The sequence below is a fragment of the Agromyces sp. SYSU T00194 genome (assembly GCF_040496035.1).
Taxonomy (GTDB): Bacteria; Actinomycetota; Actinomycetes; order Actinomycetales; family Microbacteriaceae; genus Agromyces; species Agromyces chitinivorans.
This window is the reverse complement of sequence record NZ_JBEPJZ010000001.1, coordinates 1,608,368-1,634,186: the sequence shown is the minus strand read 5'-3', so window position 1 is coordinate 1,634,186 and position 25,819 is coordinate 1,608,368. Positions and strand designations below refer to the sequence as shown.

Here is a 25,819-nt window from a genome sequence, read left to right as displayed (position 1 = left end):
CACGATGCATGCGGTCACGGGCGAGCGCCTCATCATCCACGGCAAGCAGGTCGGCCAGGCGGAACGGCACGGCGAGATCATCGACGTCCGCGGCGAGGACGGCGCACCGCCCTACCTCGTGCGGTTCGACGACGGCCACGAGAGCCTCATCTTCCCCGGCTCCGACTGCGAGGTGGAGCACGCGCAGACCGGGTAGCCCCTGGCGGGGCGCGCGGTCCGGCTAGTCTGGGCCGGTGTTCCACAGCTACGCGGCGATCGGCGACAGCTTCACGGAGGGTGTCGGCGACGAGCTCCCCGACGGCACGGTGCGCGGGTGGGCCGACTTCGTCGCGCTCGGGCTGGCCCGGCACGCGGCGGCGCAGGCCGAGGCATCCGGCACCGCGGCACCCGGCACCGAGGCATCCGGCACCGCAGCCACCGTCCGCTACGCCAACCTCGCGATCCGCGGCCGCAAGCTCGGCCCGATCATCGACGAGCAGCTCGAGCCGGCGATCGCGCTCCGGCCGGAGCTGATCAGCCTGAACGGCGGCGGCAACGACATCCTCCGCCCGCGCATCACGGTGCCCGAGGTCGCCGACCGGCTGCGCGGGGCGGTCGACCGCATCCGCGACGCGGGCATCCACGTGCTCCTGCTGTCGGGCGCGAACCCGACCGACCACCTGCCCATGGGTGGCGTCTTCGGCCGACGCGGCGATGCGCTGGCCGAGGAGGTCTTCGGCTGGGGCGCCCTCGACGGGGTCACCCGGGTCGACAACTGGTCGGATGCCGGGCTGCGCGACATCCGCTACTGGTCGGCGGACAAGCTCCACCTCAACTCGCTCGGCCACGCGCGCGTGGCGAGCAACGTGCTCACTGCGCTCGACGTGCCCACGCCCCCGGAATGGGGTGTCGCCGAGGTCGCCGCCGCGCCCGCGACGGGCCGCAGCCGCAACACCGCCGCCTACTACCGGGAGTTCGTGATGCCGTGGATCGGTCGTCGGCTCACGGGGCGCTCCTCCGGCGACGGGCGCACCGCGAAGCGCCCCGCGCTCGCCCCGGTGCCGCTCACGACCTCGCGCTGATCGCGTGCGGCCCCGACCGCCTAGTAGCCCGGCTCGCGCACGGGCGCGGCCGGGTCGCCCGTCATGCGGGCGCTGACCTGCTGCACGCGCCGATCGGTCGTCGATGCGGTGATGTTGCGGATGAAGATGATCAGCCAGCTGAAGATGAGCCCCGCCGCGACCAGCTCGACGGCCGTGAGGTTGTAGTACCCGAATGGGAAGAACATGAGCACGCTCACGAGGATGGTGCCGAGGAAGGCGTAGCCCAGCACGAGGAACGCGTTCGGGAAGCCGGGCAGGAACCAGCGCAGGCCGACCACGAGCACCAGGTAGACGACCGCCATGCCCGACGCGACCGAGTTGTGCAGCGCGAAGTGCAGGTCGACCGGGAAGAGGCCGACGCAGGCGAGGAAGGCCCCGAGCAGCACCAGGCCGGCGGTGATGATGCGGATGCCCCGCTCCGCGACGAGCCCGCGCTCGGAGGCCCACTGTCGCAGCTCGCCGCCGATGTAGCGTGCGAGGGCGACCACCACGAGCCCGCCGAGGATGAGCGTGATGCCGAACGCGTAGCCCGACAGGTCGCGCACGGTGCCGAGGGCGGAGAGGTTCTTCTGCCACCAGAGCGGGTCGGACGCGGTCAGCATGCTGCCGAGGCATCCGCTCACGAGGAAGAACGCGAGCAGCGTCGCGATCGAGGTCGCCGACACCCCGGCCGCGACGAGGTACGTGAAGTACGCGGCCACGGCGGCGATGGCGCCCGCCAGCAGCGCCGCGGTCAGGCCGTAGAGGCTCGCGCCGAGGAACGCGTCGCCGAGCAGCGACCCGAGCCCGACGACGAACAGCAGCACGAGCACGGCGGCGGTGAGCGCGAGCGCGACCCCGTCGATCCAGCGCGCCCAGGTCGGCGTGCGCTCGGCGTAGGCCGCGTTCAGCGGCAGTCCCTGCACGAGGTAGCCGACGCCGAAGGCGATCGCCGCCGAGATCGCGGCCGCGAACGCCGAGACCTCGGCGACCGAGCCCCAGCCCGTGATCGGGATCGACTCGAGGCCGCCGACGAGGAGCATCGACACGGCCGCGACGACGAAGGCGACCGCCGCCGCGACGATCGCGCTCGCCTCGACCGTCTCGGCGGTCGGCGCGCGCCAGGAGTCGAGGAAGCCGGGCCTGCGCGTCGCGATGCTCACACCGGTCACGCTAGCGTCCGCCCGCGGCCACCCCCAGCACCTCGTCGACGAACGACTCGGTGCGTCGCACCGTCTCCGCGATCCGCCGCTCCATCTGCCCGGGCGCGCGCACCTCGTGGGGCGCGAGCGGCGCGCCCAGGCGCACGTTGCCCGCGCACGACAGGTCGGCGCAGATGTAGGTGCCGATCGAGTTGCCCTGCTGGCCGGAGTCGCCCGCCCGCAGCGCCGAGAACAGCGAGATCTGGTCGGCCGGCTGCATGGTGTGGCAGAGGTTGCAGATCGCCGAGTGGCGACGCGACATGGTGGTCGAGGCGGCGCGCAGCACGATGCCGACGGGCCGGTCGTCGCGCAGGGTCACGAGGTAGGCGCGCTGCCGGGCCCTCGGGTCGCGCCAGCCGAGGAACTCGATCGCCCCCCACTCGGTGAGCGGGTAGTCGAGCGGCAGCGACAGCTGCTCGGCCTCGTCGTCCACGGCGTTCACGAGCGAGGCCCGGATCTCCGCATCGGTCAGTGGTCGCACGCGATTCCTCCCCGGGTCGACGTCTCCAGTCTGCCTCAGGCGTCGGCGTCCATGGTCCACGCGACCCCGGCCGCGTCGGCGGTCCAGATGAGGCGGAGCACCTCGCCCATCCGCATGTCCGCCGGACGGAGCCCGTCGGGGATGTCCTCGTAGGCGAGCACGAGCGAGAGCCCGCCGGCGAGGAACGTCGGCTCCTGGGCGCAGTCCGCGTCCGCCCCGTCGATGGTGCCCGGCTGCAGCATGATCAGGCACACCCGCCCCGAGCGGTCGCGGAACGCCCAGAACCCGTAGCCGAACTCCTCATGGACGAGCCGGGTCGTCTCCCGCTCGCTCGGCGCGAGGAACGCGGCCATCGGCAGCACGTCGGCCTCCGCCTGCTCGCGCTCGAAGATCGCCAGGCCCGGGCCCGTCGGAGGCGTGATCGTGACGGCGAACCACGCGACGAGCGCGACCACCGCCGCCCCGGCGAGGAGGAGGCGGCGGATGCCCCGCCGGCGCCCGGGTGCCGACGGCGCGTCGTCCGCGGCGGCCTCGTCGACCGCCCCGGCCGCCCCGGCCGCGTCAGTCCCGGCCGCTGCCGAGGCGTCGGTGTCGTCGATGTCGTCGCCGAGCCCGGCGATCAGCGCATCGAACTTCTCCGGCTCGGATGCATCCGCTCGCCCTGCGCCGGGTGGTGCCGGGGCCGTCGCCGTCGCGGCGTCCGCCTGTCGCTCGAGGGCGGCGATGCGCCCGAGCACCTCGGCCAGCTCGTCGGCGGCCCGGGACGCGTGCCCGTCGGGCGTGCCGTAGACCACCGCCTCGAGCGCGCGCCGACGTGCACGCAGCGCGTCGAGGTCGTCGTCGGGTGGCATCGGAGGCTCCGCCGCCGAGCCTACGCCGAACGCGCGGCCCCGCACAGGGGGCGGGCGGGCGCACGGCGCCGACATAGAATCTTCCCGTTCCGCGCGACCGCGCGTGACCGGCCCCGCAGAGCAGAGGTGCAGTGACGAGCGATCCCGATTTCCCGGCAGGCCCCGCCCACGACGACGGCGAGGCGTTCGCGCGCCGGGAACCGGTGACCGCACCCGTGCCGCAGCTGTCGGATGCCCCGGAGTTGGTGCTCGTCGCCTCCGGCCACCGCCGCCCGCGCTTCGAGCGCGACGACGTGGTCGTGCGCAAGGGCGTGTACGCGCTGCGGAACGGGCACATGACGCCCCACGAGTCGATGGTCGAGGACCTGCTCGAGGTCGGGCGCGTGCTCGACGCGGCATCGATCCCGTTCCTGCTCGTGCGCGGCGACGACGACCGCATGATCGTCGCGGTCGACCGTGCCCGGCGCCGGGAGCTCGCGGCCGCCTTCGCGGAGGCGTTCTGGGACGAGCCGTTCACCTCCGAGGTGGTCGAGCCCCGCAAGCTGGCCGGCGCCGAGCCCGTGCTGCTCGCCGACGGGCACCTGGCCGCGCACCGCAAGGCGACGGCGATGCGCCTGTACCGCCCGCGCATCGAGCCGGTCGGCAGGCTGCGCTACGGCGCCGAGACCGCCCTGCAGCTCGAGCTCTGGCACTTCGGCGACGACCAGATCACCGCGCCGCTCGAGAACGCGCTCATGCGCCGCACGCTCCCCCGCGCCGAGGCCGTGCAGGACACGGTGCACCTGTTCGGCCGCGACTGGCCCACGCTCGAGCACATGTTCACCCCCCTCGCGAGCGACGTGAACTTCGAGATCGACATCGTCTTCTCGTGGGTCGACGGCTCGAGCGACGAGTTCCAGCGCGAGCGCGCCAAGCGCATGCAGCAGTACGTGGTCGGCGCGGGCGACGACTCCGAAGCCAGGTTCCGCCAGATCGACGAGCTGAAGTACGCGCTGCGCTCGGTGTACCTGTACGCCCCGTGGGTGCGGCACATCTACATCGCCACCGACTCCGGCGCGCCGCACTGGCTCGCCGAGCATCCGCGCGTCACCATCGTGCCGAGCGAGGACATGTTCCCCGACCCGTCGGTGCTGCCGACGCACAACTCGCACGCGGTCGAGAGCCTGCTGCACCACATCCCCGGCATCAGCGAGCACTTCCTGTATTCCAACGACGACATGTTCTTCGGCCGCCCGCTCCGGCCCGACGTGTTCTTCTCCCCCGGCGGCATCACGAAGTTCGTCGAGGCCACCACCCGCATCGGCCTCGGCGAGTCCGACCCGAGCCGCAGCGGCTTCGAGAACGCCGCCCGCGTGAACCGCGCCCTGCTGCGCGAGCGCTTCGGCAAGGTCACCACCCGGCACCTCGAGCACTGCGCCGCCCCGCTGCGCAAGAGCGTCATGGCCGAGCTCGAGGCCGAGTTCCCCGAGGACTTCCGGCGCACCGCGGCCAGTCGCTTCCGGTCGGCGACCGACATCTCGGTGACCAACTCGCTCTACCACTACTACGCACTGATGACGGGGCGCGCGGTCACGCAGACCGACGTCACCGTGAAGTACGTCGAGACGACGCTGCGGAAGGCGCTGCCCGCCATGCGCCGCCTGCTGAAGCGTCGCGACCACGACATGTTCTGCCTGAACGACGGCAGCTTCCCGGAGATCCCGGTCGAGCAGCGCACGCGCGCCGTGATCGACTTCCTCGAGCGCTACTTCCCGATCCCCGCGCCGTGGGAGCGGGAGGTCGCCGAGGCGGGCAGGTCGTACGACCCTGTCGCCCAGCCGCGCGCGACGCTACGCTGAGCGGCATGGACCGACGGATGCTCCGCCGCACCACCGTCGCGCTCGCCGTCTCGGCGAGCGCCCTCCTCCTGCTCGCCGCGTGCAACCCCGGGACGAGTCCCGTCGAGGACTACGCGGGCGAGCCGGAGGAGTACGACCAGGCCAGCCCCGACGCCGACGAGCTCGGCATGCAGGCCGCCTGGCTCGAGGAGGGCACCAAGCTGGCCGTCACACTCTGGGGCAGCTCGAGCTGCCCGTGGGTCGGCACCGACATCGCCGTCACCGCCGAGGCCGGCGAGGGCAACGCGGTGTCGATCGAGATCCCGCCGCTGCCCGACAACGTCGCCTGCACCATGGACTACGCGCCGCACACCACCGTGTTCTGGACGCCGACGTACGTGACCACGACGGAGCCGCTCGAGGTCACCGCGCTCGAGCAGTCGGTGACGCTGCCACCCAAGTAGGGCTCAGGGCTCAGGGCTCAGGGCTCAGGACTCAGGACTCAGGACTCAGGACTCAGGACTCAGGACTCCCCGGCCGCAGGGCACCGTCGCCGCCCCAGCCGCGGAAGACACCCAGCGTGAGCAGCACGAGGCCCACCTCGGCGAGCCCGATCGCGAAGTACAGGGCCTGCAGCGCACTGAACGGGATGAGCGCGACCTGCACGAGGCTCCCGACGACGAGGGCGATCCCGCCCGCCGCAGCGGTCACGGCCGTGAATGCGAGGAGCACCAGGAGCAGGAACCGCGCGACACGGCCGTCCGCGGCCGCCTCCGGGAGGACGGTCGCGCCGTTGGGCGCATGCATCGTGTCCATGCGACCAGCGTCTGCCCCGAACGCGCACGCGCACGGGACCAACGGCCCCTCCGCTCGCCCGGCAGGGGCGCACCATGGAGGTGCGCGAGCATGCGCACGATACGAGGAGCACCATGGGCATCGAACGGCAGGCCGGCTGGGCGCGCGTCCCGAGGTTCGGCCGCGCGCGCGTACACGAGGACGCCCCTCGTCCGCACCCGTCCATCCAGGTCTGGCCACTCCAGGGCATCGTGCGCCGAACGGCCGTTCCCGAGGCCCCCGGCGGGCGCGACGGCGCCGACGTCGCGGTGCACGTGACCATCCCCCGCACCGCGGCGGAGCACCCCGGCATCGGCTGACGGCTCCCGACGCGCGCCGGGCGTCAGCGCAGGTCGGCCAGCACCGTCTGCGGCAGCGTCAGCGGCGCCTCTGCCGGCGCCGGAGGCGTCTCCGCGTCGGCGATGACGATGCCGTCGCCTGCGAGGCGCGCGGCCGACTCGTCGGCGTCGATCCAGTCGAGCGCCGGGAACTCGCCCAGCGGCACGACCGAGTGCAGCACGGTCGACGGGTACACGTGCACGAGGTTGAACGCGCGCGCACCGTCGCGGCCGCGGGTGCCGCCGACCGGCACGTTGAGGTCCTGCGTGTAGCAGGTGGCGGACGCCACGGACACCGGCACGCCCGCGAAGGTCGCCGTCGACGAGTAGTGCAGGTGCCCGGCGATGATCGAGCGGATGTCGCTGCCCTCGACGACCTCGGCGAGCGCGGCCTGGTCGCGCAGCTCGACGCTCACCGCGAGGTCGAGCACGCTGGGCACGGGCGGGTGGTGCATGGCGAGGATCGTGCCGTGCGGGGCATCCGTCGACAGCTCCTCGGCGAGCCAGTCGAGCTGCTCCTCGGCGACCTCGCCGTGGTGGTGGCCGGGCACGGTCGAGTCGAGCGTGATGACGCGCAGCCCGTTGACGTCGTAGGCGCGATCGACCGGGCGCTCGCTGCCCACCTCGTCGAACAGGCCGCGGCGGAAGGCCCGCCGCTCGTCGTGGTTGCCCATCACCCAGATCACCTCGGCGCCGACGCGCTCGGCGGCGGGCTCCACGATGCGGCGCAGGCGCGCGTAGGCGTCGGGCTCGCCGCGGTCGGCGAGGTCGCCCGTGAACACGATGGCCTCGGGGCGGGCACCGGACGCCTCGAACTCGTCGAAGAGCTGCCGCAGGTGCCGTTCGCTCGGCACGCGGTCGTAGAGGCTTCCGCCACCGGCCAGGAGGTGGGTGTCGGAGATGTGGAGCAGGAAGTGATCCGGCCGCGGGTACTCGGCCGTGCGGGTGGTCACGATTCGTCCCATCGATCAAGTGGTTGCGGCACCGTCGCCGCCGGACAGGGACTCTAGCGCATCACACCGACCCGAACGCGAGGTGAACGCGTGGCGGCCGGCGTGGCGCGTCATCGGGCGTCACGATGCGGATGCGGTGGGGCGACCAGGTGCTCAGGGCACCGGGATCACGCCGACCCCGATGCGCTGGCGGCGCTCGGCCTCGGTCGCCGGCACGAGCGTCCACGTGAGCGTCGTGCCGGGTGCCCAGCGCACCTCGACGGCGTCGCGGTACGTCATGCCCTCCGGGCGCTCCGCGGGCGGCACCTCGTCGACCCGGAGCCAGTCGACGACGCCCTCGGCGCGGAACGCCGCCTCGTCGGTGCAGCGGATGGCGTACGGCACCGCCTGGTCGGGGGCGGAGCGGGCGAGGCAGACGGCGCCCTCGTCGGTGCGTGCGGCGAAGAACGACCACCCGAGCACGTCGTCGAGCAGCCGGAACGACTCGTCGGCGGGGTCGGCGTACGCGGGGTGGGCGCCCGCGAGGTCCGCGGGCTCCTGGGGGCGCTCGAACACGTCGAGGCCCGTGGGCTGGGCGGTGACGGTGCGCACGCCGGCCGCCCACGCGACGACGGCGACGGCGAGCACGAGGGCGGCCGCACCGGCGAGCGCCAGGGCCTGCGGATGGCGGCGGAGCGCACGGCCGAGTCGCCCGCGCGACCGCGCATCGCCCCCGGGCACCCCCGCGGGCCGGGGCGCCCCGCTCGCCGCGCCGCCGGCACCGTCGGCCGGAGACGCGGCCTGCTCGGCGACGGCGACGGATGCGCCGAGGTCGGGGCCCGCACCCTGCTCGGACGCGCCGGAGGCCTCCGCGCGGGCCGCGGCGAACGCACGGGCGCGCTCGAGGGCTGCGAGCTCCTCGGCGGCGGGGCCGACCGTGCTGCCGCGCCGCCCGTAGACCGCCTCCCGCAGTGCGGCGAGTCGTGCGTCGTCGTCGGCGGCCATGCCGCCACGCTACGCCGCCTCGGCCGCGCGCGGGCCAGTCGTCGACGATTGGCCCGGTGTCGGCGGGCTCGGGCGGGGCTACGCTCGGCGCATGACCGAGGTCCTGCGCCTGTCCGCGTTCACGACCGACCCGGCGGGCGGCAACCCCGCGGGCGTGGTGCTCGACGCCGGCGGGCTGGACGACGACGCGATGCAGCGCATCGCCGCCGAGGTCGGCTACGCGGAGACCGCGTTCGTCACGGACGCGCGCGCCGACGGCGCCGGGCTGGCCTGCGGCATCCGCTACTTCTCGCCCCTGGCCGAGGTGCCGTTCTGCGGGCATGCGACGGTCGCCACGGCCGTCGCCCTCGCCGAGCGCCGCGGACCGGGGCGGCTCACCTTCGCGACCCCCGTCGGCGACGTCGTGATCGACACCGCTGCCGGCGCGCACGGGGTCGAGGCGTCGTTCACGAGCGTGGAGCCCGCCGTCGAACCGCTCGACCCGGAGGTGCTGCGGGAGCTGCTCGCGGTGCTCGGCCTCGACGCCGCAGACCTGGACGACGCACTGCCGCCGCGCATCGCGTTCGCGGGCAACCGGCACCCGATCGTCGCAGTCGCCGACGTGGCCGCGCTCGACCGGGTCGCGTTCGACCCGGCGGCGCTGCGGCGGCTGATGGACGCGCAGGGCTGGCCCGCGACCGTGACCGTGGTGCACCGGCGCACGCCCGACGCCTTCGAGGTGCGCAACCCGTTCCCGGTCGGCGCGATCGTCGAGGACCCGGCGACCGGCGCCGCGGCCGCGGCACTCGGCGCGTACCTGCGCGAGACGGACGCGGTGGCGCCGCCCGCCGACCTGCGCGTGCACCAGGGACGTCACGTCGGCCGGCCGAGCCTGCTGCGGGTGCACGTGCCGCACCGCGGCGGCATCACGGTGACCGGCGCGGCGGTGCCGATCCCGTCGCCCTGACGGCCGACCCGGCGGCGCGGGCCGCCCGGGCGTCGTCGGCTCAGGCCCGACGGAGCTCGAGCCAGGCGGCGAGGGCGTCGACCTCGGCGTCGACGGCGGCCGCGAGCCCGCGGTCGAACGGCTCGTCCTCGTGCACGGCGTGCACGCGCAGCACCCCCGCGGCGCGGTCGGCCGTCGCGTCGAGCTTCCCGACGAGGCGGTCGCCGTGCAGGATCGGCAGCGGGAAGTACCCCCAGCGCCGCTTGTGCTTCGGCGTGTACATGCCGAGCGCGAACTCGAATCCGAACAGCGCCTCGGCCCGCTTGCGGTCCTGCACGAGGCGGTCGAACGGTGACAACAGCACGGTGCGTGCGGCGAGCGGATGCTCCGCGAGCGACGCCCGCACGATGGGATCGACCCGCCACCTGCCGCGCACGCCCTCGATGCGCACCTCCTCGCCTTCGTCGCCCACGTCGAGCGGCTCGCCGGGGGACCCGTACGCCCCGACCCGCATCACGCCGAGCGAGCGCAGCCGACGTCGGTTGCGCTCGGCGAACGCCTCGGCCTCGGGCAGCGGCTCGATGCCCGCCGGGTGCACGCGCTCGGCGAGGTCCCAGACGCGGGTCGCGCCGCGGCGGCTCGACACGGCGACCTCGCCGCGTCGCTCCAGGAGCTCGAGCATCATGGTCGCGTTGCGGTTCGCGTTCCACCCCGACGACGGCCAGTCGACGACGCTCGTGTCGGGCACCTCGCGGGCGGTCAGGGGCCCCTCGTCGGCGAGCAGCGCGAGCACGTCGTCGCGGAACCCGGCGTTGTCCTCGATCCAGTCGCGCGCCTGCACGCTGCGGGGTGCCGCGCGCATGCGATCGAGGTACAGCCGCAGGTCGTCCGCCGGGCGGATCATGCCCTCGAGCTCGACCAGCACGCGCTCGACCTCGAGCGCGGTGATCAGGTCGTCGGGCTCGTACCCGCCGAGCCTGCTCCCGAGCATGAGGTCGGGTGCGGGCGCGATCGCCGCCGTCATGTCGGCCTGCAGCAGCGTGAGGTGCCGCACGGTCTCGAGCAGGTCGGTCGGCCGCGGCTCGTCGAGCAACTGGGCGCGCACGGCGATGCGCCGTGCCTCCTGCCTGCTGAGCGTCTCCGGCATGCCCCGAGCCTAGGGCGGGCCTCCGACGCACCGGCCCGCGTGAGTGCATCCGGTACAGATTTGCACTCAGTGCAAGAAAATGCGACACTTCCCCCATGTCCGATCGCGCCCTCGCCCCGCGGGAACCCCGCCGCACCGCCGACGCCCCGTTCCTGCTCACGCAGCGACGCATCTGGATCATCTTCGGCGCCCTCATCGCCGGCATGTTCCTCGCGAGCCTCGACCAGACGATCGTCTCGACCGCGATGCCGACGATCGTCGGCGAACTCGGCGGCGTCGAGCACCAGGTCTGGATCACCACGGCCTACCTGCTCGCGACCACGATCGTGATGCCGATCTACGGCAAGTTCGGCGACGTGCTCGGACGGCGCACCCTGTTCCTCGTCGCGATCGCGCTGTTCACCGTGGCATCCGCCGCCTGCGCCTTCGCGGGCGACTTCTGGACGTTCGTCGTCTTCCGCGCCATGCAGGGCCTCGGCGCGGGCGGGCTCATGATCCTCTCGCAGGCGATCATCGCCGACATCGTGCCGGCCAACGAGCGCGGCAAGTACCTCGGCCCGCTCGGCGCGATCTTCGGCATCTCGGCCGTCGCCGGTCCGCTGCTCGGCGGCTTCTTCGTCGACCACCTCACCTGGCAGTGGGCCTTCACCATCAACATCCCGATCGGCGTCGCGGCGTTCGTCATCGCGCTCGTGGCGCTGAAGCTGCCCGCCAAGCAGGCGACCGCCCCGATCGACATCCTCGGCGTGCTGTTCCTCTCGGCCGCGACGACCTGCCTCATCTTCTTCACCGAGTTCGGCGGCGACGGCGAACACGGCTGGGACTCGCTGGCGACCTGGGCCTGGGGGCTCGGGATGCTCCTGGCGATCGGCGCGTTCATCCTCACCGAGGCGCGCGCGGCCGACCCGATCATCCCGCTCGGCCTGTTCCGCAACCCGATCTTCGTCAACGCCACCGCCATCGGCATGGCGCTCGGCATCGCGATGTTCGCGGCGATCGCGTTCATCCCGACCTTCCTGCAGATGTCGACCGGCACCTCGGCGGCCGTCTCGGGCCTGCTCCTGCTGCCGATGATGGCGGGCCTCATGGGCACGTCGATCGCGTCGGGCCTGCTCATCACGAAGACCGGCAGGTACCGCCTCTACCCGATCCTCGGCACGCTCGTCACGGGTCTCGCGCTGGCCATGATGACCACACTCACGGCCGAGACCCCGGTGTGGCTCATCTGCGTGTTCCTGTTCGTGTTCGGCGCGGGGCTCGGCCTCATCATGCAGGTCGTCATCCTGGTCGTGCAGAACGCGGTGCCCGCCGCGCAGATCGGCACGGCGACCAGCACGAACAACTACTTCCGCGAGGTGGGCGCGGCGCTCGGCACGGCCGTGTTCGGCACGATCTTCACCACGCGCCTCACCGAGGGGCTCACCGGCGTGTTCACGTCGGCCGGGGCATCCGGCGCCGACGCGGCGAACGCCACCGCGACCCTCGACCCGCAGGCCCTCGACCAGGTGCCGGAGGTCGTGCGCGACGGCATCGTGAACGCCTACGCCGACGCGCTCGCACCGGTGTTCTGGTACGTGCTGCCGTTCATCGGCATCGCGTTCGTGCTGTCGCTGTTCCTCAAGGAGATCCCGCTGTCGGACGTCGCCGGCCTGGTGGCCCGCGGCGAGGCGATCGGCGGCGAGGAGGCCGAGCGCCTCGAGGCCGAGCAGCGCGCCGCGCGCGCATCCGGCCGCGGTGCGGCGGTCGACGGCAGCGAGACGGATGCCCCCGAGCTGGCGTCCGCCGCGACCGGCGGCGTCGAGACGCACGGCGACCCGCGAGCGTAGGACACGGGCGCCCGGCACCGCATACCGGACGCCCGTCACCACCTCTGGGGGTACCCGCGGGTGCGGCCAGGGAGTAGACAGGGTGACGTGTCGGCGTCCTGCCGCGGCGTCGCCCTCGACGTGGAGGTCGTCATGCCCGTGCTCCGTTCGCTCCGCCTGCTCCCCGCCGCACTCGCCGCCGCCGCGCTGGTCCTGCTGATGCTGCTGGCACCGGCACCCGCGACCGCGGCGACGCCCGCGATGACCGACGATGTCCCGCTCACTGCGAGCGACGGCCACACCTGCGGCCTCACCCCCGACGGCGCCGCCGACTGCTGGGGCTCCAACGGCGAAGGGCAGGCCACCGACCAGACCGGCCCCTACACCCAACTCACCACAGCCAGTGCCCACACCTGCGGACTCACCCTCGACGGCGCCGCCGACTGCTGGGGCTACAACGGCGATGGGCGAGCCACCGACCAGACCGGCCCCTACACCCAACTCACCGCAAGTGGACTCCACACCTGCGGACTCACCCCCGACGGCGCCGCCGACTGCTGGGGCCGCAACATCGAAGGGCAGGCCACCGACCAGACCGGCCCCTACACCCAACTCACCGCAGGCTACCTCCACACCTGCGGACGCACCCCCGACGGCGCCGCCGACTGCTGGGGCCAGGACAGCAGCGGGCAGGCCACCGACCAGACCGGGCCCTACACCCAACTCACCGCAGGCGATTTCCACACCTGCGGACTCACCCCCGACGGTGCCGCTGACTGCTGGGGCGACAACTCCTACGGGCAGGCCGACGACCAGCCCGGCCCGTACACCCAACTCACCGCCGGCGGCCTCCACACCTGCGGACTCACCCCCGGTGGCGTCGCCGAATGCTGGGGCTCCAACTCCTTCGGGCAATCCGACGACCAGCCCGGCCCCTACACCCAACTCACCGCCGGCGGCCTCCACACCTGCGGACTCACCCCCGCCGGCGCCGCCGACTGCTGGGGCTGGGACAGCGTCGGGCAGGCCACCGACCAGCCCGGCCCGTACGGACTCCTCCCCAGCGCCGACGACGACGGCGACGGCGTGGTCGACGCCGAGGACGCCTGCCCCGGCACGATGCTCGCCGACGACGCCGACCGACCCGACCAGCTCAAGCCCAACCGCTACTACGCCGACGCGACCGGCACCTTCGTCGACGCCGAGGGCGTCAGCACCGGCATCACCCTTTCGGAAACCGGCGGCTGCTCCGCGACACAGATCATCGATGCCGCGGGTCTCGGCAAGGGACACGTCCGATTCGGCATCACCCGATCGGCCCTCGACGACTGGATCGCCGCACTCACCTGACCTGACGCCACCGACCTCGCGAGTCGTCACGAACGGCCGCTCGCACTACCGGCGAAGCGACCGCTCGTGACGACCCGAGCGAGGTGACGGAGGTCAGCCGACCGCGACAGGCTCGGGCTCGGCGGCCCGTGCGTCCGGATCGCCGCCCGGGTGCGCGGGCGATGCCCCGCTGCCGCGACGGCGGAAGAGCAGCGCCGACATCACGGCGCCGGCGGCGAAGAACGCCGCACCCCACCAGTACGCCGTCGCGTAGCCCGCGAGTGCCGCGTCGACGCCCACCTCCGGGGTCGCCGGGCCGTTCGCGACCAAGAAGTCGGCCGTTGCGGTCGCGGCGAGCGTGTTCAGCAGCGCCGTGCCGATGGAGCCGCCGACCTGCTGGCTCGTGTTCACCATCGCGGAGGCGACGCCGGCGAATCGACGGTCGACCCCCAGGGTGGCGGTCTGCATGGAGGCGGGCATGATCGTGCCCATCGCGAACCCGATCACCATGAGCGGCGGCAGCACGTGCGCCGCGTACGTGCTCGAGGCGTCGAGCAGCGTGAGGCCCGACATGCCGATCGCACCGAGCGCCATGCCGATCGGCACCAGCACCTTCGGGCCGAACCTCGGGACGAAGAGGTTCGTGCCGAGCTGCGCGGCGAGCACGAGCATCGCGATCATCGGCAGGAACGCGAGCCCCGTCTGGATCGGCGAGTACCCCAGCGTCGCCTGCAGGTAGTACGTGACGAACAGGAAGATGCCGAACATGCCGGCACCGGCGATCAGCACCGAGAGGTAGGCCGCGCCGCGGTTGCGGTCGAGCACGATCGGCAGCGGCAGCAGCGGATGCGTCGCGCGACGCTGCCAGAGCACGAACGCGACGAGCAGCACGACGGATGCGCCGAGCATCCCCCAGGTCAGCGGCGCGTCCCACCCGTCGGTCTCGGCGTGCGAGAAGCCGTAGACGAGCGCGAACAGCGCCGAGGAGACGAGCAGCGTGCCGGGCACGTCGAGCTGCGGGCGCGGGCCCGTGCGGGCGACGCGCGGGATGAAGGCGAGGGCGCCGACCAGGGCGAACGCGGCGATCACCACGTTGATGTACAGGTTCCAGCGCCAGTCGAGCCACTCGGTGAGCACGCCGCCGAGGAGCAGCCCGACCGCGCCGCCGGCACCTGCGATCGCGCCGAAGACGCCGAACGCACGCGCGCGCTCGCGCGGGATGACGAAGGTGGTCGTGAGCACCGCGAGCGCGGTGGGCGCGAGGAGTGCGCCGAACGCACCCTGCAGCGCGCGCGCGGCGACGAGGAGCTCGAAGGTGTCGGCCGCCCCGCCGAAGGCGGAGGCCGCGGCGAACCCGAGGAGTCCGATGACGAAAGTGAGCTTGCGGCCCATGAGGTCGGAGAGCCGGCCGCCGAGCAGCAGCAGGCTGCCGAAGGCGAGCGAGTAGGCGGTGATGATCCACTGGCGCTGGCCGTCGGTGAAGCCGAGGTCGGCCTGGGCCGAGGGGAGTGCGATGTTCACGACGGTCGCGTCGAGCACGACCATGAGCTGGGCGAGTCCGACCACGACGAGCGTGATCCAGCGGCGCCGATCGGGCGCCTGCGTTGTGGCATTCGAGGTCATGCGGGCCACTCTATACGGTACTGAGGAGTTCCGGATATACTCGGTTCAGGAATTCACCTGCGCGACACGTCCCGGGAACGTAGGATCGTCGGTGACGCGCACCACGGCACTCGGAGGGAGGCGGCTGCGATGACGCAGACCGACGCGGTCGAGTCCACGACCGACACCTCCGCGAAGCCGAAGCTCGGCCGCAAGCGCGACCACTCCCGCGACCCGGAGATCCTCGAGGCGGCGCTCGACGTGCTCGCCGAGACCGGCTACGAGGGCATGACCATCGACATGGTCGCCGCCCGCGCGAAGGCGGGGAAGGCGACCCTCTACCGGCGCTGGGCGTCGAAGCCCGAACTCGTGATCGACGCCGTGGCATGCATGAAGGCCACCGACATCGACTACGCGTCGCCGCCCGACACGGGCACGCTGCGCGGCGACCTCGTCGCGATGGTCCGCACCCCGTCCATCAAGGACAGCGAGCGGAAGCTCAAGGTCATGGCCGGCATCGCGTCGATGATCGCCCGGGCGCCCGAGCTCGGCGAGGCCGCCCGCGCCGCCCTGGTCGAGCCGCGCGCCGGCGCGAACCGCATCGTCTTCGGTCGGGCGATCGAGCGCGGCGAGATCCCGGCCGACACCGACGTCGAGACGCTCAGCATCCTGGGCCCCGCGCTCGTCACCTATCGCGTGCTCATGCTCCAGCAGCCGATGACCCGCGAGTTCATGCTCGACGTGATCGACCGCATCGTCCTGCCGGCGGTCGGGCTGACCCCGCCGGAGGCGTCCGCCGACTGAGCCCGCAGGCTCCGGTCGCTCAGCCCTGTCGCAGCCAGTGGTCGGCGACCAGCTCGCCGACGAGCACCTCGGACAGGGCGGCGACGGTGTCATCCTCATCGCCCGGGAAGCGCAGCGTCGCCTCGGCACCCGGCAGGTCGCGGCCGATCGACGCGAACCGCGAGCCGCGCATGGCCATCCACTCGAGGGCCTGCGCGTCCCACGCGGAGCCGGCGAACACGAGCGCCCGGTAGTCCTGCGTCTTCGTGAGGTAGACGTCGACGTGCGACCAGTCGCCGGTCTCCGAGGCGAAGGCCGCGCGGCGCGGCACCTCGCGCAGCATGAGCGCGGACTGCTGGGCGCTCGACGCGCGCTCGGCGGGCGCGAGGGCCCACGTGCCCATGGGCCCGGCGAGCAGGTCGGCCATGGGTGCGAGCCAGTCGGCGGATGCCTCGAGCAGGTGCGCGCTCGTCGCCGCGGCGGTGCGCAGGGCGGCCGGGTCGAACCGCGCCTCGGGCGACGTGCCGAGCAGCTCGGCGAGCACCTGGTCGAGCACCGCGAACGTGGCGCGGAAGGTGCGGCAGGCGACACCGGATGCCTCGACGCCGGCGTGCAGCGGCACCACGACGTCGGCCGCGCGGGCGAGCTCGGAGTCCCCGCGGTTCGTGACGGCGACGAGTCGCCCGGTGCCGCGATACCGCTCGATCGCGCGCAGCACCTCGACGCTGCCGCCCGTCGCCGACACCGCGACCACCGCGAGGTCCGGCGCGGCCGGCGGCAGCAGCGCGACGCTCGCGAGCTCGACCAGCACGGTCGCGCCGACCGCGCGGTAGCGCCGGGCGACCACGTCGGCGGCGTACCGGCTCGACCCCATTCCGAGCACGAGCACGCGCGACGCGCCGAGCATCGGCAGGCGCTCGAGCCCGTCCAGCCCCGCGTCCACGGCGTCGGCGAGCGCGCCGAGCGTCTCGGGGATCAGCTCGAGGTCGGAGCGAAAGGCGGCGGTGTCCACGGGACCTCCGGGTGTGCGTGCGATGACGGGTAGCGGTGGGTGATCGCCGCGTCCGGCGCGTATCGCCAGGCGGGCAGGAAGCGGTCGGCGTAGTGCAGCTCGGCGGCGAGCTGCTCGGCCTCGAAGCCGGGCAGCAGCGCCTCGTCGAACAGCTCCGCCCGCTCCAGTGTCTCGCGGTACGCGTCGAGCAACGCGGCCCGCGCGCGGTCGGCCCACGCCCACGCGGCCTCGTCGACCCTGCGCGCGTACTTCTGCGCGACGGCGGCCACGAGGTCGAGCGAGACGAGCAGGTGGGCCACGTCGCGGGCAGCGGCATCCGCTCGCCCCCGCTCCTCGACGCTCAGCTGCGGGTCGCCGTCGAAGTCGATGATCGTGTACCGGCGATCGCCGTCGTCGCGGGGCGAGGCGAGCACTTGCCCGACATGCAGGTCGCCGTGGATCGGGAACTCCCGGCCGGGCGCGGTGTGCTCGAGCGAGCGGATGCCTCCGGCGAGCGCCTCACGCCGGTTCGACAGGCGCGCGCCGGCGTCGCCGGCCGTCGCCGCGAGGGCCCGGTCGAGGGCGTCCGACGCACGGGCGGCGCGGCGGGCGGGCGCATCGCGCTCCGCGGGCGCCGCGTCGGCCCCGAGCACGTCGTGCAGGCGGGCCGTGTGCGCGCCGAGCACCGCGGGCCAGGTCGGCTCCACTCCCCCGTCGATGCAGGCCTGCACGTCGCCGACCGCCCAGGTCCAGCCATCGGTCACGCCGTCCTGGAAATCGGTGACGATCGCGAGGGTCGAGGTGCCGAACTGCGGATGCCGCCACTGCACGCGACCACGGAGCCGGTCGACGCCGGCGACGTCCGCGGCGGCGAGACGCTCGAGCAGCACCGCGGAGCGGTCGGCGGCGGCCCACTCGCCCACGATCTTCACGATCACGCGATCGCCGACGATGACCGAGGTGTTGGTCTGGTCGACGTCGATGCCCCGCTCCGGGGCATCCGCCGCAAGCTCGGGGACGACCAGGCGTGCGAGCGCCCGCCCGACGCCGTCGCCGGCCGCCGGCGGAAGCCCGTCGACGCGCACCCGACCGCCCTCGCCGACGGTCAGCACACGGTCGGCGATGGCCGGCGATTCCCCGTCGAGCATCGAGTTCATTGAATTGCGATTGTAACTATTACGCAAACTCTCCTCCACTGTGTCCAGTGATCCATTGCGGTTCCTTCAGTCGTGGTGCAACATTCCGATCAACCGTTCCCACGCCCCAGGAGGTACCCATGCGCACCACGCGACGCATCGCGGCCGCAGCAGCCGGATCATTCGCACTCGCCCTCGCCGTCACCTCGTGCTCCAGCGACGGTGGCGAGTCGGAGGCGCTCGACCCCGACGCCGACATCACCCAGCAGACCCTCACGGTGTCGAACTGGGCCGACTACTACCCGGAGGACCTCGCCGAGCGGTTCGAGGAGGCGACCGGGGTGCAGATCACGATCGTGAACCACACCACGAACGAGGACATCGTGGCAAAGCTCACCGCGAGCTCCGACCCCGGCATCGACGTGGCGTTCATGTCGGGCCAGTACGCGCAGGCGTTGGGTGAGCAGGGCCTCCTGGCCGAGCTCGACAAGTCGCTCATCCCGAACGAGTCGAACCTCTACCCCGAGGCGCTCGAGCTCGCCTACGACCCGGGCAACGTCTACTCCGAGCCCTACGCCTGGGGCACCACGGGCCTCTGCTACCGCCCCGACCTCACCGGCTTCGACCCGACCTCGTGGAACGACCTGCTGAACCCGACGGAGGACCTGGTCGGCAAGACCACGATGCTCTCGACCGACCGCTGGCTCTCGATGCCCGCGATGAAGGCGCTCGGCTACTCGCTCAACTCGACCGACGACGCCGAGCTCGAGGAGGCGAAGGCGCAGCTCATCGAGACGAAGGGCACCCTGCTCGCCTACGACGACACGACCTTCTACTCGAAGCTCGTCTCGGGTGAGGCCGCGATGGTCGAGGCGTGGGACGGCTGGTGCAACTACGGCATCGCCGAGAACCCCGACATCGCGTTCGTCGTGCCCGACGAGGGCGCCGACCTCTGGGTCGACACCATGACCGTGCTCGAGAGCTCGGAGAACAAGGAGGCCGCCATGGCCTTCATCAACTACATCCTCGACCCCGAGGTGCAGACCTGGGTCGCCGAGAACATCCTCTACAAGGTGCCGAATCAGGCAGCGATGGACGCGCTCGACCCGTCGCTCGTCGAGGCCTACCCCACCCTCGGCATCACCGTCGACGAGCTCACGGAGCAGGAGGTGATCGTCGACCTCGGCGACGACACCGTCAAGTACGTCGACCTGAACGCCGAAGTGCTCGCCACGAACTGACCAGCGTGACGGACCAGCTCCACCGGGCAGCCCCCGCCGCACGCGCCTCGCGCGTGCGGCGGGGGCTCGCCCCGGCGCCGTTCCTGGCGCCGGGCATGCTCTTCCTCATCGTCTTCATGGCGGTGCCGGTCGGGCTGCTCGCCTTCTACACCTTCTTCAAGCGCGGCCGCTTCGGCGGCGTCGTCTTCGAGCCCACGCTCGACAACTGGGCGAAGCTGTTCGAGCCGCTCTACGTCGGGGTCATCGCGCAGTCGATCGGCCTCGCGCTCATCGTCACCGTGCTGGCGCTGCTCATCGGCTACCCGATGGCATACGCCATCGCCGGGCTCTCGCCGAAGTGGCGCACGGTCGCCCTCATCGCGGTCGTGCTGCCGTTCTGGACCAACTTCCTGATCCGCACCTACGCCTGGATCCTGCTGCTCAACAGCGCCGGCTGGGTCAACCAGTGGCTGCAGGGCCTCGGTTTCATCGACGAGCCGATCCGCATGCTGTACACGCCGCAGGCGATCGTGGTCGGCCTCCTCTACATGTACCTGCCGCTCATGGTGCTGCCGCTCTACGCCTCGCTCCAGCAGCTCGACCCGTCGCTGCGCGAGGCCGCGACCAACCTCGGCGCGAGCCCGTGGCGGGCGTTCCGCACCATCACCCTGCCGCTGTCGATCCCCGGCGCACTCACCGGGAGCATCTTCGTCTTCGTGCCGGCCATGTCGAACTTCGTGATCCCCGAGCTCATCGGCGGCGGCAAGACGATCATGATCGGCAACCTCGTGCGCGACCAGTTCTTCGAGGCCCGCGACTGGCCGTTCGGCGCCACGCTCGCGCTGCTGCTCACCTTCCTGCTCGTGCTCGTCATCGTCGCGCAGGCCGCCGTCTCGCGCCGCATCACGGAAGGACCGCGCCGTGGCTGAGCGCAGTGCATCGGTTGCACGTCGGCCCCGCGGCATCCTCGTGCCCCTGTGGCTCGGCTACGTCTTCCTCTACCTGCCGATCCTCGTCGTCGTGGTCATGAGCTTCAACGACTCGTCGAACCTGTTCGTCTGGCGCGGGTTCTCGCTGCGCTGGTACCCCGAGCTGTTCGCGAACGAGGCGCTCATGCAGGGGCTCGTGAACACGCTCATCGTGGCCACCGGCGCGACCGCCATCGCGACCGTGCTCGGCACGCTGCTCGCGTACGGCATCCAGCACTACACGCGCGGCGGCCTCGTGCGGGCGTTCGCGATCGCCCCGGCGATCATGCCCGACCTGCTGCTCGGCATCGGCCTGCTGACCTTCTTCTCGCTGATCTCGTTCACGCTCGGCCTGCACTCGGTGGTCATCGCGCACGGCGTGTTCGCGACCGCGTTCGTCACGGCGATCGTGCTCGCGCGCATGGCGAACCTCGACCCGAGCCTCGAGGAGGCGTCGCGCGACCTCGGCGCGGGCCCGGTGCGCACCTTCGTGCGGGTCACCCTGCCGCAGCTCGCCCCCGGCATCGTCGCGGGCGCCCTGCTCGCGTTCACGCTCTCGCTCGACGAGTTCGTGATCGCGTTCTTCACCACGGCGCCGACCCAGCCCACGCTGCCGATCGTCATCTACTCCATGGTGCGCTTCGGGGTCACGCCCGAGGTGAACGCCCTCGCCAGCATCCTGCTGCTCGTGAGCATCGTCACGGTGATCGCGGCGCAGCGCCTGACCCGACTGACAGGATCCGCACGATGAGCCAGTCCCCCCTGCTCCGCATCGACGGCGTGCACGCCGTCTACGGCGACACCGTCGCCCTGCACGACATCTCGCTCGACATCGCCGACAACGAGTTCTTCGCACTGCTCGGCCCGTCGGGCTGCGGCAAGACGACCCTGCTGCGTTCGATCGCCGGGTTCGAGACCCCGCAGTCGGGACGCATCGAACTCGACGGCGACGACCTGCTCGGCATGCCGGCGCACCGGCGACCGGTCAACATGATGTTCCAGAGCTACGCGCTCTTCCCCCACCTGAGCGTGGAGAAGAACATCGCCTACGGCCTCGAGTCGGAGGGGCTCGGGCGCGACGAAGTGCGCACCCGCGTCGGCGAGGTCATGGAGGTCGTCGGGCTGCAGGCGCTCGCGAAGCGCCGGCCCTCGCAGCTCTCGGGCGGCCAGCGCCAGCGCGTGGCCCTCGCGCGCGCGATCGTGAAGCGCCCCCGTCTGCTGCTGCTCGACGAGCCGCTCTCGGCGCTCGACCGCCAGGTGCGCGCGTCGATGCAGCTCGAGCTGAAGCGCCTGCAGCACGAGGTGGGCCTCACCTTCGTGGTCGTGACCCACGACCAGGAGGAGGCCATGTCGATGGCCGACCGCATCGCGGTGCTGCGCGATGGGCGGCTCGAGCAGCTCGCCACGCCGCAGGAGCTCTACTCGGCGCCCGCGACCCGGTTCGTCGCGTCGTTCATCGGCAGCACGAACCTGTTCGACGGCATCGCCGTCGCAGGCGGCGTCGACGTACCCGGCGTCGGCGTCGTGCCGGTCGACACGCACGGTCTCGCGCACGGCGCGGCCGCGACCGCGGTGGTGCGCCCCGAGGACGTCGAGTTGACGACGGATGCCGCCACGGCGACCCTGCGCGGCACGATCGTCGACACGTACTTCCTCGGCGGCGCCTCCACCATCTCGGTCGAGGTGGCCGGGCTCGACGCGCCGATCCTCGCATCCGTGCACGGGGCGAGCCGACTCGCGCGCGGCGACGAGGTGGGCATCCGGTTCGCCCGGGCGACCGCGGTCGCGCGCGACGGCTCGGAGGGTTCGGGCTCCGAGGCCGGCGACGCAGCGGCATCCGCCACCGCCCCTGCCGACGACGCCGGCGCGTCCGGCGCTCAGGCCGAGGTCAGCGCATGACCCGTGGCGAGCCTGGCGTACGACACGATGAGCTCGAGTGCGGCGTCGTGGTCGATGGTCGGATGCTTCGCATTGATGCGGTAGCCGTAGGCGTCCTCGAGGGCGACCAGGTTGCGTGCGATCGTGAGCGACGGCTGCCCGAGGGTGAAGATGCCGCGCGCGGACCCCTGCTCGAGCACGACCTGGTACATGCCGACCTGCCGGTCGTAGAGGGTGGTCAGCAGCGAGGCCATGAGCGGGTTGCGGCCGGCCGAGCCGCCGAGCTCGCAGAGCAGGCGCACCTCGGTGTCGTCGGGTCCGCTCGGCAGTCCGGACTTCGCCAGGGCGAGCAGGCGCACCACGGGGTCGTCGTCGAGCTGCTCGAGCATGCGGACGCGGCCCTCGTAGAAGCGCTCCATGCCGGCGCGGTTCGCCTCGAACATGAGCTCGTCGACGTCGGGGTAGTAGTAGAGCACCGCGCCCGACGTGAGCCCCGCCTCCTCCGCCACGCGGTTCAGTCGCGCGCCGTCGGGGCCGTGCGCCGCGATCGCCCGCTGGGCCGCGGCGACCAACTGGCTGCGCCGCTCCTCCTGACGCTTCGGCCTCGCCATGGGGCTCCCTCCCGCTGGAACAGATTCCCTGCATCGTGTCACAGTTCTCCGGCCCTGTGGCCATAATTCACGAGACTTCCTCGGAACCAAGATCCCTCCATCCGCATTCAGTAAATCCACGAACGGAGTCGCCATGACCGACGCACGCCGCACCTTCCTGTTCATGCCCGAGAGTGCCTACGGCCCCACGAACAACTGCATCGGCATCGGCAATGAGCTGCTGAAGCGGGGGCACCGCGTGGTGTTCGCCGCCGAGCGCTCGTGGGAGGGCAAGCTCACCGCGCTGGGCTTCGAGGAGGACCTCGTCGACCTCGCCCCGGTCGAGGAGCCGGCCGAGGGCGAGGAGGCTGCCGAGCAGGACGCCGGCCAGTTCTGGAAGGACTACATCAAGGAGGTCTCCCCCGAGTTCCGGAAGACCACCACCGAGCAGCTCGAGACCGTGACCCTGCCCATCTGGGAGGAGCTCGTGGGCGGCGCGAAGTTCTGCGAGCCGCAGCTGAAGGACATCATCGCGCGCGTGCAGCCCGACGTCATCATCGAGGACAACGTGCTCGCCTTCCCGGCGCTCGTCACGGCGGGCGTGCCGTTCGTGCGCATCGTCTCGTGCAACCCGCTCGAGGTGCCGGGCGAGGGCATCGCACCGGTGTTCTCGGGCCTCGCGAAGGACGACGCCGAGGGCTGGGCCGCGTTCCGCGCCGAGTACGAGCGCACCCACCGCCCCCTGTGGCAGGAGTTCGACGCCTGGGTGCAGGAGCAGGGCGCTCCCCCGCTGCCCGACCTCGAGTTCATCCACGACGGCGACGAGAACCTCTACGTCTACCCCGAGGAGCTCGACTACACCGACGTGCGCCCGCTCGGCGACCACTGGCACCGCCTCGACTCCTCGGTGCGCGAGACCGAGCAGGCGCCGGTCGACCTGCCCGCCTCGTTCACCGACGGCACCCGCCCGCTCATCTACTTCAGCCTCGGGTCGCTCGGCTCGGCCGACGTGGGCCTCATGCGCCGCGTGATCGCCGCGCTCGCCGACATGCCGGTCAACGTCATCGTGTCGAAGGGCCCGCTGCACGACGAGCTCGAGCTCGCCGACAACATGTGGGGCGCCGAGTTCCTGCCGCAGACGAAGCTGCTGCCGCTCGCCGACCTCGTGATCACCCACGGCGGCAACAACACCACGACCGAGTCGCTGCACTTCGGCAAGCCGATGATCGTGCTGCCGCTGTTCTGGGACCAGTACGACAACGCGCAGCGCGTCGACGAGCAGGGCTACGGCGTGCGCCTCGACCCGTACCGCTTCACCCCGGAGGAGCTGCAGGGCACGGTGCGGCGCCTGCTCGACGACGCCGAACTGCGCGCGCGTATCGTCGCCGTCGGCGAGTCCATCCGCTCGCGCGGCGGCCTCTCCGCCGCCGCCGACGTGATCGAACGCGCCTCGGTACGGGAACACGCGTGAGCACGACGACGGATGCCGCGGCCGACGCCCTGCGCGACGCCGCACCGCGCCCGTACTGGCTCGATCGTGACGACGCGCCGGCCGCGCGTGCGCCGCTCGCGGGCGGCGCGGAGGCCGACCTGGTGGTCATCGGCGCCGGGTTCACGGGGCTGTGGACGGCGTGGCGCGCGCTCGAGCGCGACCCCGCGGCATCCGTCGTCGTCATCGACGCCGAGTCGGTCGCGTACGGTGCGACCGGCCGCAACGGCGGGTTCGTCGCGGCCTCGCTCACGCACGGCCTCACCCACGGCACGGCGATCTGGCCCGACCAGGTCGGCGCGCTCGCCGAGGAGGGCGACCGCAACCTCGCCGAGCTCGTCGAGACGATCGAGGGCGCGGGCATCGACTGCGACCTGCGGCGCTCGGGCAAGACGACCCTCGCCGTCGAGGACTGGCAGCTCGCCGGGCTGCGCGAGGCGCACGAGCTCGGGGCCCGGCACGGCGTCGAGCTGGAGCTGCAGTCGCGCGACGAGGTGCAGGCCGACGTGCACTCGCCGACCTACCTCGGCGGCCTGCGCGACCGCACCGGCACGGTGCTCGTCGACCCCGCGCGCCTCGCCTGGGGCATGGCCGCCGACCTCGAGCGGCGCGGCGTGCGCATCTTCGACGCGTCGCCGGCGACGGGCATCGAGACGCACGGTGCCGGCGTGCGGGTCACCACCCCCGCGGGCCACGTCGACGCCCGCCACGCGGTGGTCGCGACGGCCGCCTACCCGGGTCCGCTCAAGCGCCTCGGGTCGTACATCATGCCGCTCTACGACCACGTGCTCATGACCGAGCCGCTGACCGCCGCGCAGCGCGAGTCGATCGGCTGGGCCGAGGGCCAGGGCCTCACCGACGCGGGCAACCAGTTCCACTACTACCGCCCGACCGCCGACGGGCGCGTGCTGTTCGGCGGGTGGGACGCGGTGTACTACCGCGGCGGCAGGGTCGACCCGAGCCTCGAGCAGCGCGACTCGTCGCACGAGCTGCTCGCCCGGCACTTCCTCGAGACCTTCCCGCAGCTCGAGGGGCTGCGGTTCACGCACCGCTGGGCCGGGCCGATCGACTCGACAACGCGCTTCACCGCCGCCTACGGCACCGCCCGCGGCGGGCGCGTCGCCTACGCGGTCGGGCACACCGGCCTCGGCGTGGGCGCCTCGCGGTTCTCCGCCGACGTCGCGCTCGACCTGCTGTCGGGCGAGCCCACCTCGCGCCTGCGCTACGACATCGTGCGTCGGCGCCCGTTCCCCATTCCGCCCGAGCCGTTCCGCAACCCGATCATCCAGTACACCCGCCACTCGATCCTCGCGGCCGACGCCCACCGGGGCCGGCGCAACCTCTGGCTGCGCACGCTCGACCGGTTCGGTCTCGGCTTCAACTCCTGAGCCGGCGGCGCCGGCACGACGCACCACCCCGGCCCCGCGGCATCTGC

Annotated in this window: 26 protein-coding genes; 15 read left to right on the top strand and 11 right to left on the bottom strand. The window is 72.5% G+C overall.

Annotated elements, in window-relative coordinates:
- Nucleotides 1–4 precede the first annotated feature (4 nt).
- Nucleotides 5–196, top strand: a complete 192-nt coding sequence (locus tag ABZK10_RS07545; RefSeq protein ID WP_353808561.1) for a DUF1918 domain-containing protein — start codon at nt 5–7, stop codon at nt 194–196.
- Between the two features lie 37 nt (nt 197–233).
- On the top strand, nt 234–1,061 hold the full coding sequence (locus tag ABZK10_RS07540) for an SGNH/GDSL hydrolase family protein (protein ID WP_353808560.1): 828 nt from the start codon (nt 234–236) through the stop codon (nt 1,059–1,061).
- Nucleotides 1,062–1,081: 20 nt separating this feature from the next.
- Here ABZK10_RS07540 and ABZK10_RS07535 read toward each other — a convergent pair whose 3' ends face one another.
- The 3 genes from ABZK10_RS07535 to ABZK10_RS07525 are packed head-to-tail and all read right to left on the bottom strand — an operon-like array spanning nt 1,082 to nt 3,595.
- A complete protein-coding gene (locus ABZK10_RS07535) occupies nt 1,082–2,224 on the bottom strand; it encodes a DUF443 domain-containing protein (RefSeq protein ID WP_353808559.1) in 1,143 nt (380 codons plus the stop codon).
- A 10-nt stretch (nt 2,225–2,234) separates the two neighbouring features.
- Nucleotides 2,235–2,744, bottom strand: a complete 510-nt coding sequence (locus ABZK10_RS07530) for an FBP domain-containing protein (protein WP_353808558.1) — start codon at nt 2,742–2,744, stop codon at nt 2,235–2,237.
- A 35-nt stretch (nt 2,745–2,779) separates the two neighbouring features.
- Nucleotides 2,780–3,595 carry a hypothetical protein gene (locus tag ABZK10_RS07525; protein ID WP_353808557.1) on the bottom strand — a complete coding sequence of 272 codons (816 nt, stop codon included), beginning with the start codon at nt 3,593–3,595 and terminating at the stop codon, nt 2,780–2,782.
- Between the two features lie 224 nt (nt 3,596–3,819).
- On the opposite strand from ABZK10_RS07525, the gene ABZK10_RS07520 reads away from it, so the two are divergent.
- Nucleotides 3,820–5,433, top strand: a complete 1,614-nt coding sequence (locus tag ABZK10_RS07520) for a stealth family protein (RefSeq protein WP_436408529.1) — start codon at nt 3,820–3,822, stop codon at nt 5,431–5,433.
- A 5-nt stretch (nt 5,434–5,438) separates the two neighbouring features.
- Nucleotides 5,439–5,876 carry a hypothetical protein gene (locus ABZK10_RS07515; RefSeq protein WP_353808556.1) on the top strand — a complete coding sequence of 146 codons (438 nt, stop codon included), beginning with the start codon at nt 5,439–5,441 and terminating at the stop codon, nt 5,874–5,876.
- 52 nt (nt 5,877–5,928) lie between these two features.
- Here the strand turns inward: ABZK10_RS07515 and ABZK10_RS07510 are convergent, their stop codons facing one another.
- Nucleotides 5,929–6,228, bottom strand: coding sequence for a hypothetical protein (locus ABZK10_RS07510; RefSeq protein ID WP_353808555.1), 300 nt, complete (start codon nt 6,226–6,228; stop codon nt 5,929–5,931).
- 113 nt (nt 6,229–6,341) lie between these two features.
- Here ABZK10_RS07510 and ABZK10_RS07505 point away from each other — a divergent pair, with 113 nt between their 5' ends.
- Nucleotides 6,342–6,566 carry a hypothetical protein gene (locus ABZK10_RS07505; RefSeq protein WP_353808554.1) on the top strand — a complete coding sequence of 75 codons (225 nt, stop codon included), beginning with the start codon at nt 6,342–6,344 and terminating at the stop codon, nt 6,564–6,566.
- 23 nt (nt 6,567–6,589) lie between these two features.
- Here the strand turns inward: ABZK10_RS07505 and ABZK10_RS07500 are convergent, their stop codons facing one another.
- Nucleotides 6,590–7,537 carry a phosphodiesterase gene (locus ABZK10_RS07500; protein WP_353808553.1) on the bottom strand — a complete coding sequence of 316 codons (948 nt, stop codon included), beginning with the start codon at nt 7,535–7,537 and terminating at the stop codon, nt 6,590–6,592.
- A 153-nt stretch (nt 7,538–7,690) separates the two neighbouring features.
- The gene (locus ABZK10_RS07495; RefSeq protein ID WP_353808552.1) at nt 7,691–8,521 is read right to left on the bottom strand and encodes a hypothetical protein; all 831 of its coding nucleotides are present in this window, start codon (nt 8,519–8,521) and stop codon (nt 7,691–7,693) included.
- 91 nt (nt 8,522–8,612) lie between these two features.
- Here ABZK10_RS07495 and ABZK10_RS07490 point away from each other — a divergent pair, with 91 nt between their 5' ends.
- Complete coding sequence (locus tag ABZK10_RS07490; RefSeq protein WP_353808551.1) at nt 8,613–9,467, top strand: PhzF family phenazine biosynthesis protein; 855 nt, start codon at nt 8,613–8,615, stop codon at nt 9,465–9,467.
- Between the two features lie 40 nt (nt 9,468–9,507).
- Here the strand turns inward: ABZK10_RS07490 and ABZK10_RS07485 are convergent, their stop codons facing one another.
- On the bottom strand, nt 9,508–10,593 hold the full coding sequence (locus ABZK10_RS07485; protein WP_353808550.1) for a DNA glycosylase AlkZ-like family protein: 1,086 nt from the start codon (nt 10,591–10,593) through the stop codon (nt 9,508–9,510).
- 95 nt (nt 10,594–10,688) lie between these two features.
- Here ABZK10_RS07485 and ABZK10_RS07480 point away from each other — a divergent pair, with 95 nt between their 5' ends.
- Both ABZK10_RS07480 and ABZK10_RS07475 read left to right on the top strand, forming a co-directional pair.
- Nucleotides 10,689–12,419, top strand: a complete 1,731-nt coding sequence (locus ABZK10_RS07480) for an MDR family MFS transporter (protein WP_353808549.1) — start codon at nt 10,689–10,691, stop codon at nt 12,417–12,419.
- A gap of 87 nt (nt 12,420–12,506) precedes the next feature.
- Complete coding sequence (locus ABZK10_RS07475) at nt 12,507–13,748, top strand: RCC1 domain-containing protein (protein WP_353808548.1); 1,242 nt, start codon at nt 12,507–12,509, stop codon at nt 13,746–13,748.
- A gap of 93 nt (nt 13,749–13,841) precedes the next feature.
- Here ABZK10_RS07475 and ABZK10_RS07470 read toward each other — a convergent pair whose 3' ends face one another.
- A complete protein-coding gene (locus ABZK10_RS07470) occupies nt 13,842–15,350 on the bottom strand; it encodes an MFS transporter (protein WP_353808547.1) in 1,509 nt (502 codons plus the stop codon).
- A gap of 129 nt (nt 15,351–15,479) precedes the next feature.
- Between ABZK10_RS07470 and ABZK10_RS07465 the strand changes: the two genes are divergently transcribed.
- The gene (locus tag ABZK10_RS07465; RefSeq protein WP_353808546.1) at nt 15,480–16,133 is read left to right on the top strand and encodes a TetR/AcrR family transcriptional regulator; all 654 of its coding nucleotides are present in this window, start codon (nt 15,480–15,482) and stop codon (nt 16,131–16,133) included.
- A 19-nt stretch (nt 16,134–16,152) separates the two neighbouring features.
- On the opposite strand, the gene ABZK10_RS07460 is transcribed toward ABZK10_RS07465, so the two are convergent.
- Together ABZK10_RS07460 and ABZK10_RS07455 are read right to left on the bottom strand one after the other, a co-directional pair.
- Nucleotides 16,153–17,124 carry an SIS domain-containing protein gene (locus tag ABZK10_RS07460; protein WP_353808545.1) on the bottom strand — a complete coding sequence of 324 codons (972 nt, stop codon included), beginning with the start codon at nt 17,122–17,124 and terminating at the stop codon, nt 16,153–16,155.
- Entirely contained in the window at nt 17,088–18,260 is a 1,173-nt protein-coding gene (locus tag ABZK10_RS07455) for a hypothetical protein (protein ID WP_353808544.1), read from the bottom strand. Before ABZK10_RS07455 ends, ABZK10_RS07460 begins: the two co-directional genes overlap by 37 nt.
- Nucleotides 18,261–18,379: 119 nt before the next feature.
- On the opposite strand from ABZK10_RS07455, the gene ABZK10_RS07450 reads away from it, so the two are divergent.
- The 4 genes from ABZK10_RS07450 to ABZK10_RS07435 are packed head-to-tail and all read left to right on the top strand — an operon-like array spanning nt 18,380 to nt 22,326.
- Entirely contained in the window at nt 18,380–19,480 is a 1,101-nt protein-coding gene (locus ABZK10_RS07450; RefSeq protein WP_353808543.1) for a polyamine ABC transporter substrate-binding protein, read from the top strand.
- A gap of 5 nt (nt 19,481–19,485) precedes the next feature.
- Nucleotides 19,486–20,388 carry an ABC transporter permease gene (locus ABZK10_RS07445; RefSeq protein WP_353808542.1) on the top strand — a complete coding sequence of 301 codons (903 nt, stop codon included), beginning with the start codon at nt 19,486–19,488 and terminating at the stop codon, nt 20,386–20,388.
- A complete protein-coding gene (locus ABZK10_RS07440; RefSeq protein WP_353808541.1) occupies nt 20,381–21,178 on the top strand; it encodes an ABC transporter permease in 798 nt (265 codons plus the stop codon). The genes ABZK10_RS07445 and ABZK10_RS07440 overlap by 8 nt, the downstream gene beginning before the upstream one ends.
- Nucleotides 21,175–22,326, top strand: coding sequence for an ABC transporter ATP-binding protein (locus ABZK10_RS07435; RefSeq protein ID WP_353808540.1), 1,152 nt, complete (start codon nt 21,175–21,177; stop codon nt 22,324–22,326). Before ABZK10_RS07440 ends, ABZK10_RS07435 begins: the two co-directional genes overlap by 4 nt.
- Here ABZK10_RS07435 and ABZK10_RS07430 read toward each other — a convergent pair.
- Nucleotides 22,305–22,916: a TetR/AcrR family transcriptional regulator gene (locus tag ABZK10_RS07430; protein ID WP_353808539.1), complete on the bottom strand. Its 612-nt coding sequence runs from the start codon at nt 22,914–22,916 to the stop codon at nt 22,305–22,307. The genes ABZK10_RS07435 and ABZK10_RS07430 overlap by 22 nt on opposite strands.
- 133 nt (nt 22,917–23,049) lie before the next feature.
- Between ABZK10_RS07430 and ABZK10_RS07425 the strand changes: the two genes are divergently transcribed.
- Together ABZK10_RS07425 and ABZK10_RS07420 are read left to right on the top strand one after the other, a co-directional pair.
- On the top strand, nt 23,050–24,366 hold the full coding sequence (locus ABZK10_RS07425) for a glycosyltransferase (RefSeq protein WP_353808538.1): 1,317 nt from the start codon (nt 23,050–23,052) through the stop codon (nt 24,364–24,366).
- Nucleotides 24,363–25,772 carry an NAD(P)/FAD-dependent oxidoreductase gene (locus tag ABZK10_RS07420; protein WP_353808537.1) on the top strand — a complete coding sequence of 470 codons (1,410 nt, stop codon included), beginning with the start codon at nt 24,363–24,365 and terminating at the stop codon, nt 25,770–25,772. The genes ABZK10_RS07425 and ABZK10_RS07420 overlap by 4 nt, the downstream gene beginning before the upstream one ends.
- Nucleotides 25,773–25,819 lie beyond the last annotated feature (47 nt).

What these genes read in the sequence shown, in the direction of transcription:
- ABZK10_RS07490 (WP_353808551.1), top strand. Translation starts at nt 8,613, where the DNA reads ATGACCGAGGTCCTGCGCCTGTCCGCGTTCACGACCGACCCGGCGGGC.
- ABZK10_RS07525 (WP_353808557.1), bottom strand. Translation starts at nt 3,595, where the DNA reads ATGCCACCCGACGACGACCTCGACGCGCTGCGTGCACGTCGGCGCGCG.
- ABZK10_RS07485 (WP_353808550.1), bottom strand. Translation starts at nt 10,593, where the DNA reads ATGCCGGAGACGCTCAGCAGGCAGGAGGCACGGCGCATCGCCGTGCGC.
- ABZK10_RS07435 (WP_353808540.1), top strand. Translation starts at nt 21,175, where the DNA reads ATGAGCCAGTCCCCCCTGCTCCGCATCGACGGCGTGCACGCCGTCTAC.
- ABZK10_RS07480 (WP_353808549.1), top strand. Translation starts at nt 10,689, where the DNA reads ATGTCCGATCGCGCCCTCGCCCCGCGGGAACCCCGCCGCACCGCCGAC.
- ABZK10_RS07510 (WP_353808555.1), bottom strand. Translation starts at nt 6,228, where the DNA reads ATGGACACGATGCATGCGCCCAACGGCGCGACCGTCCTCCCGGAGGCG.
- ABZK10_RS07515 (WP_353808556.1), top strand. Translation starts at nt 5,439, where the DNA reads ATGGACCGACGGATGCTCCGCCGCACCACCGTCGCGCTCGCCGTCTCG.
- ABZK10_RS07455 (WP_353808544.1), bottom strand. Translation starts at nt 18,260, where the DNA reads ATGAACTCGATGCTCGACGGGGAATCGCCGGCCATCGCCGACCGTGTG.
- ABZK10_RS07470 (WP_353808547.1), bottom strand. Translation starts at nt 15,350, where the DNA reads ATGACCTCGAATGCCACAACGCAGGCGCCCGATCGGCGCCGCTGGATC.
- ABZK10_RS07495 (WP_353808552.1), bottom strand. Translation starts at nt 8,521, where the DNA reads ATGGCCGCCGACGACGACGCACGACTCGCCGCACTGCGGGAGGCGGTC.
- ABZK10_RS07505 (WP_353808554.1), top strand. Translation starts at nt 6,342, where the DNA reads ATGGGCATCGAACGGCAGGCCGGCTGGGCGCGCGTCCCGAGGTTCGGC.
- ABZK10_RS07545 (WP_353808561.1), top strand. Translation starts at nt 5, where the DNA reads ATGCATGCGGTCACGGGCGAGCGCCTCATCATCCACGGCAAGCAGGTC.
- ABZK10_RS07465 (WP_353808546.1), top strand. Translation starts at nt 15,480, where the DNA reads ATGACGCAGACCGACGCGGTCGAGTCCACGACCGACACCTCCGCGAAG.
- ABZK10_RS07425 (WP_353808538.1), top strand. Translation starts at nt 23,050, where the DNA reads ATGACCGACGCACGCCGCACCTTCCTGTTCATGCCCGAGAGTGCCTAC.
- ABZK10_RS07450 (WP_353808543.1), top strand. Translation starts at nt 18,380, where the DNA reads ATGCGCACCACGCGACGCATCGCGGCCGCAGCAGCCGGATCATTCGCA.
- ABZK10_RS07430 (WP_353808539.1), bottom strand. Translation starts at nt 22,916, where the DNA reads ATGGCGAGGCCGAAGCGTCAGGAGGAGCGGCGCAGCCAGTTGGTCGCC.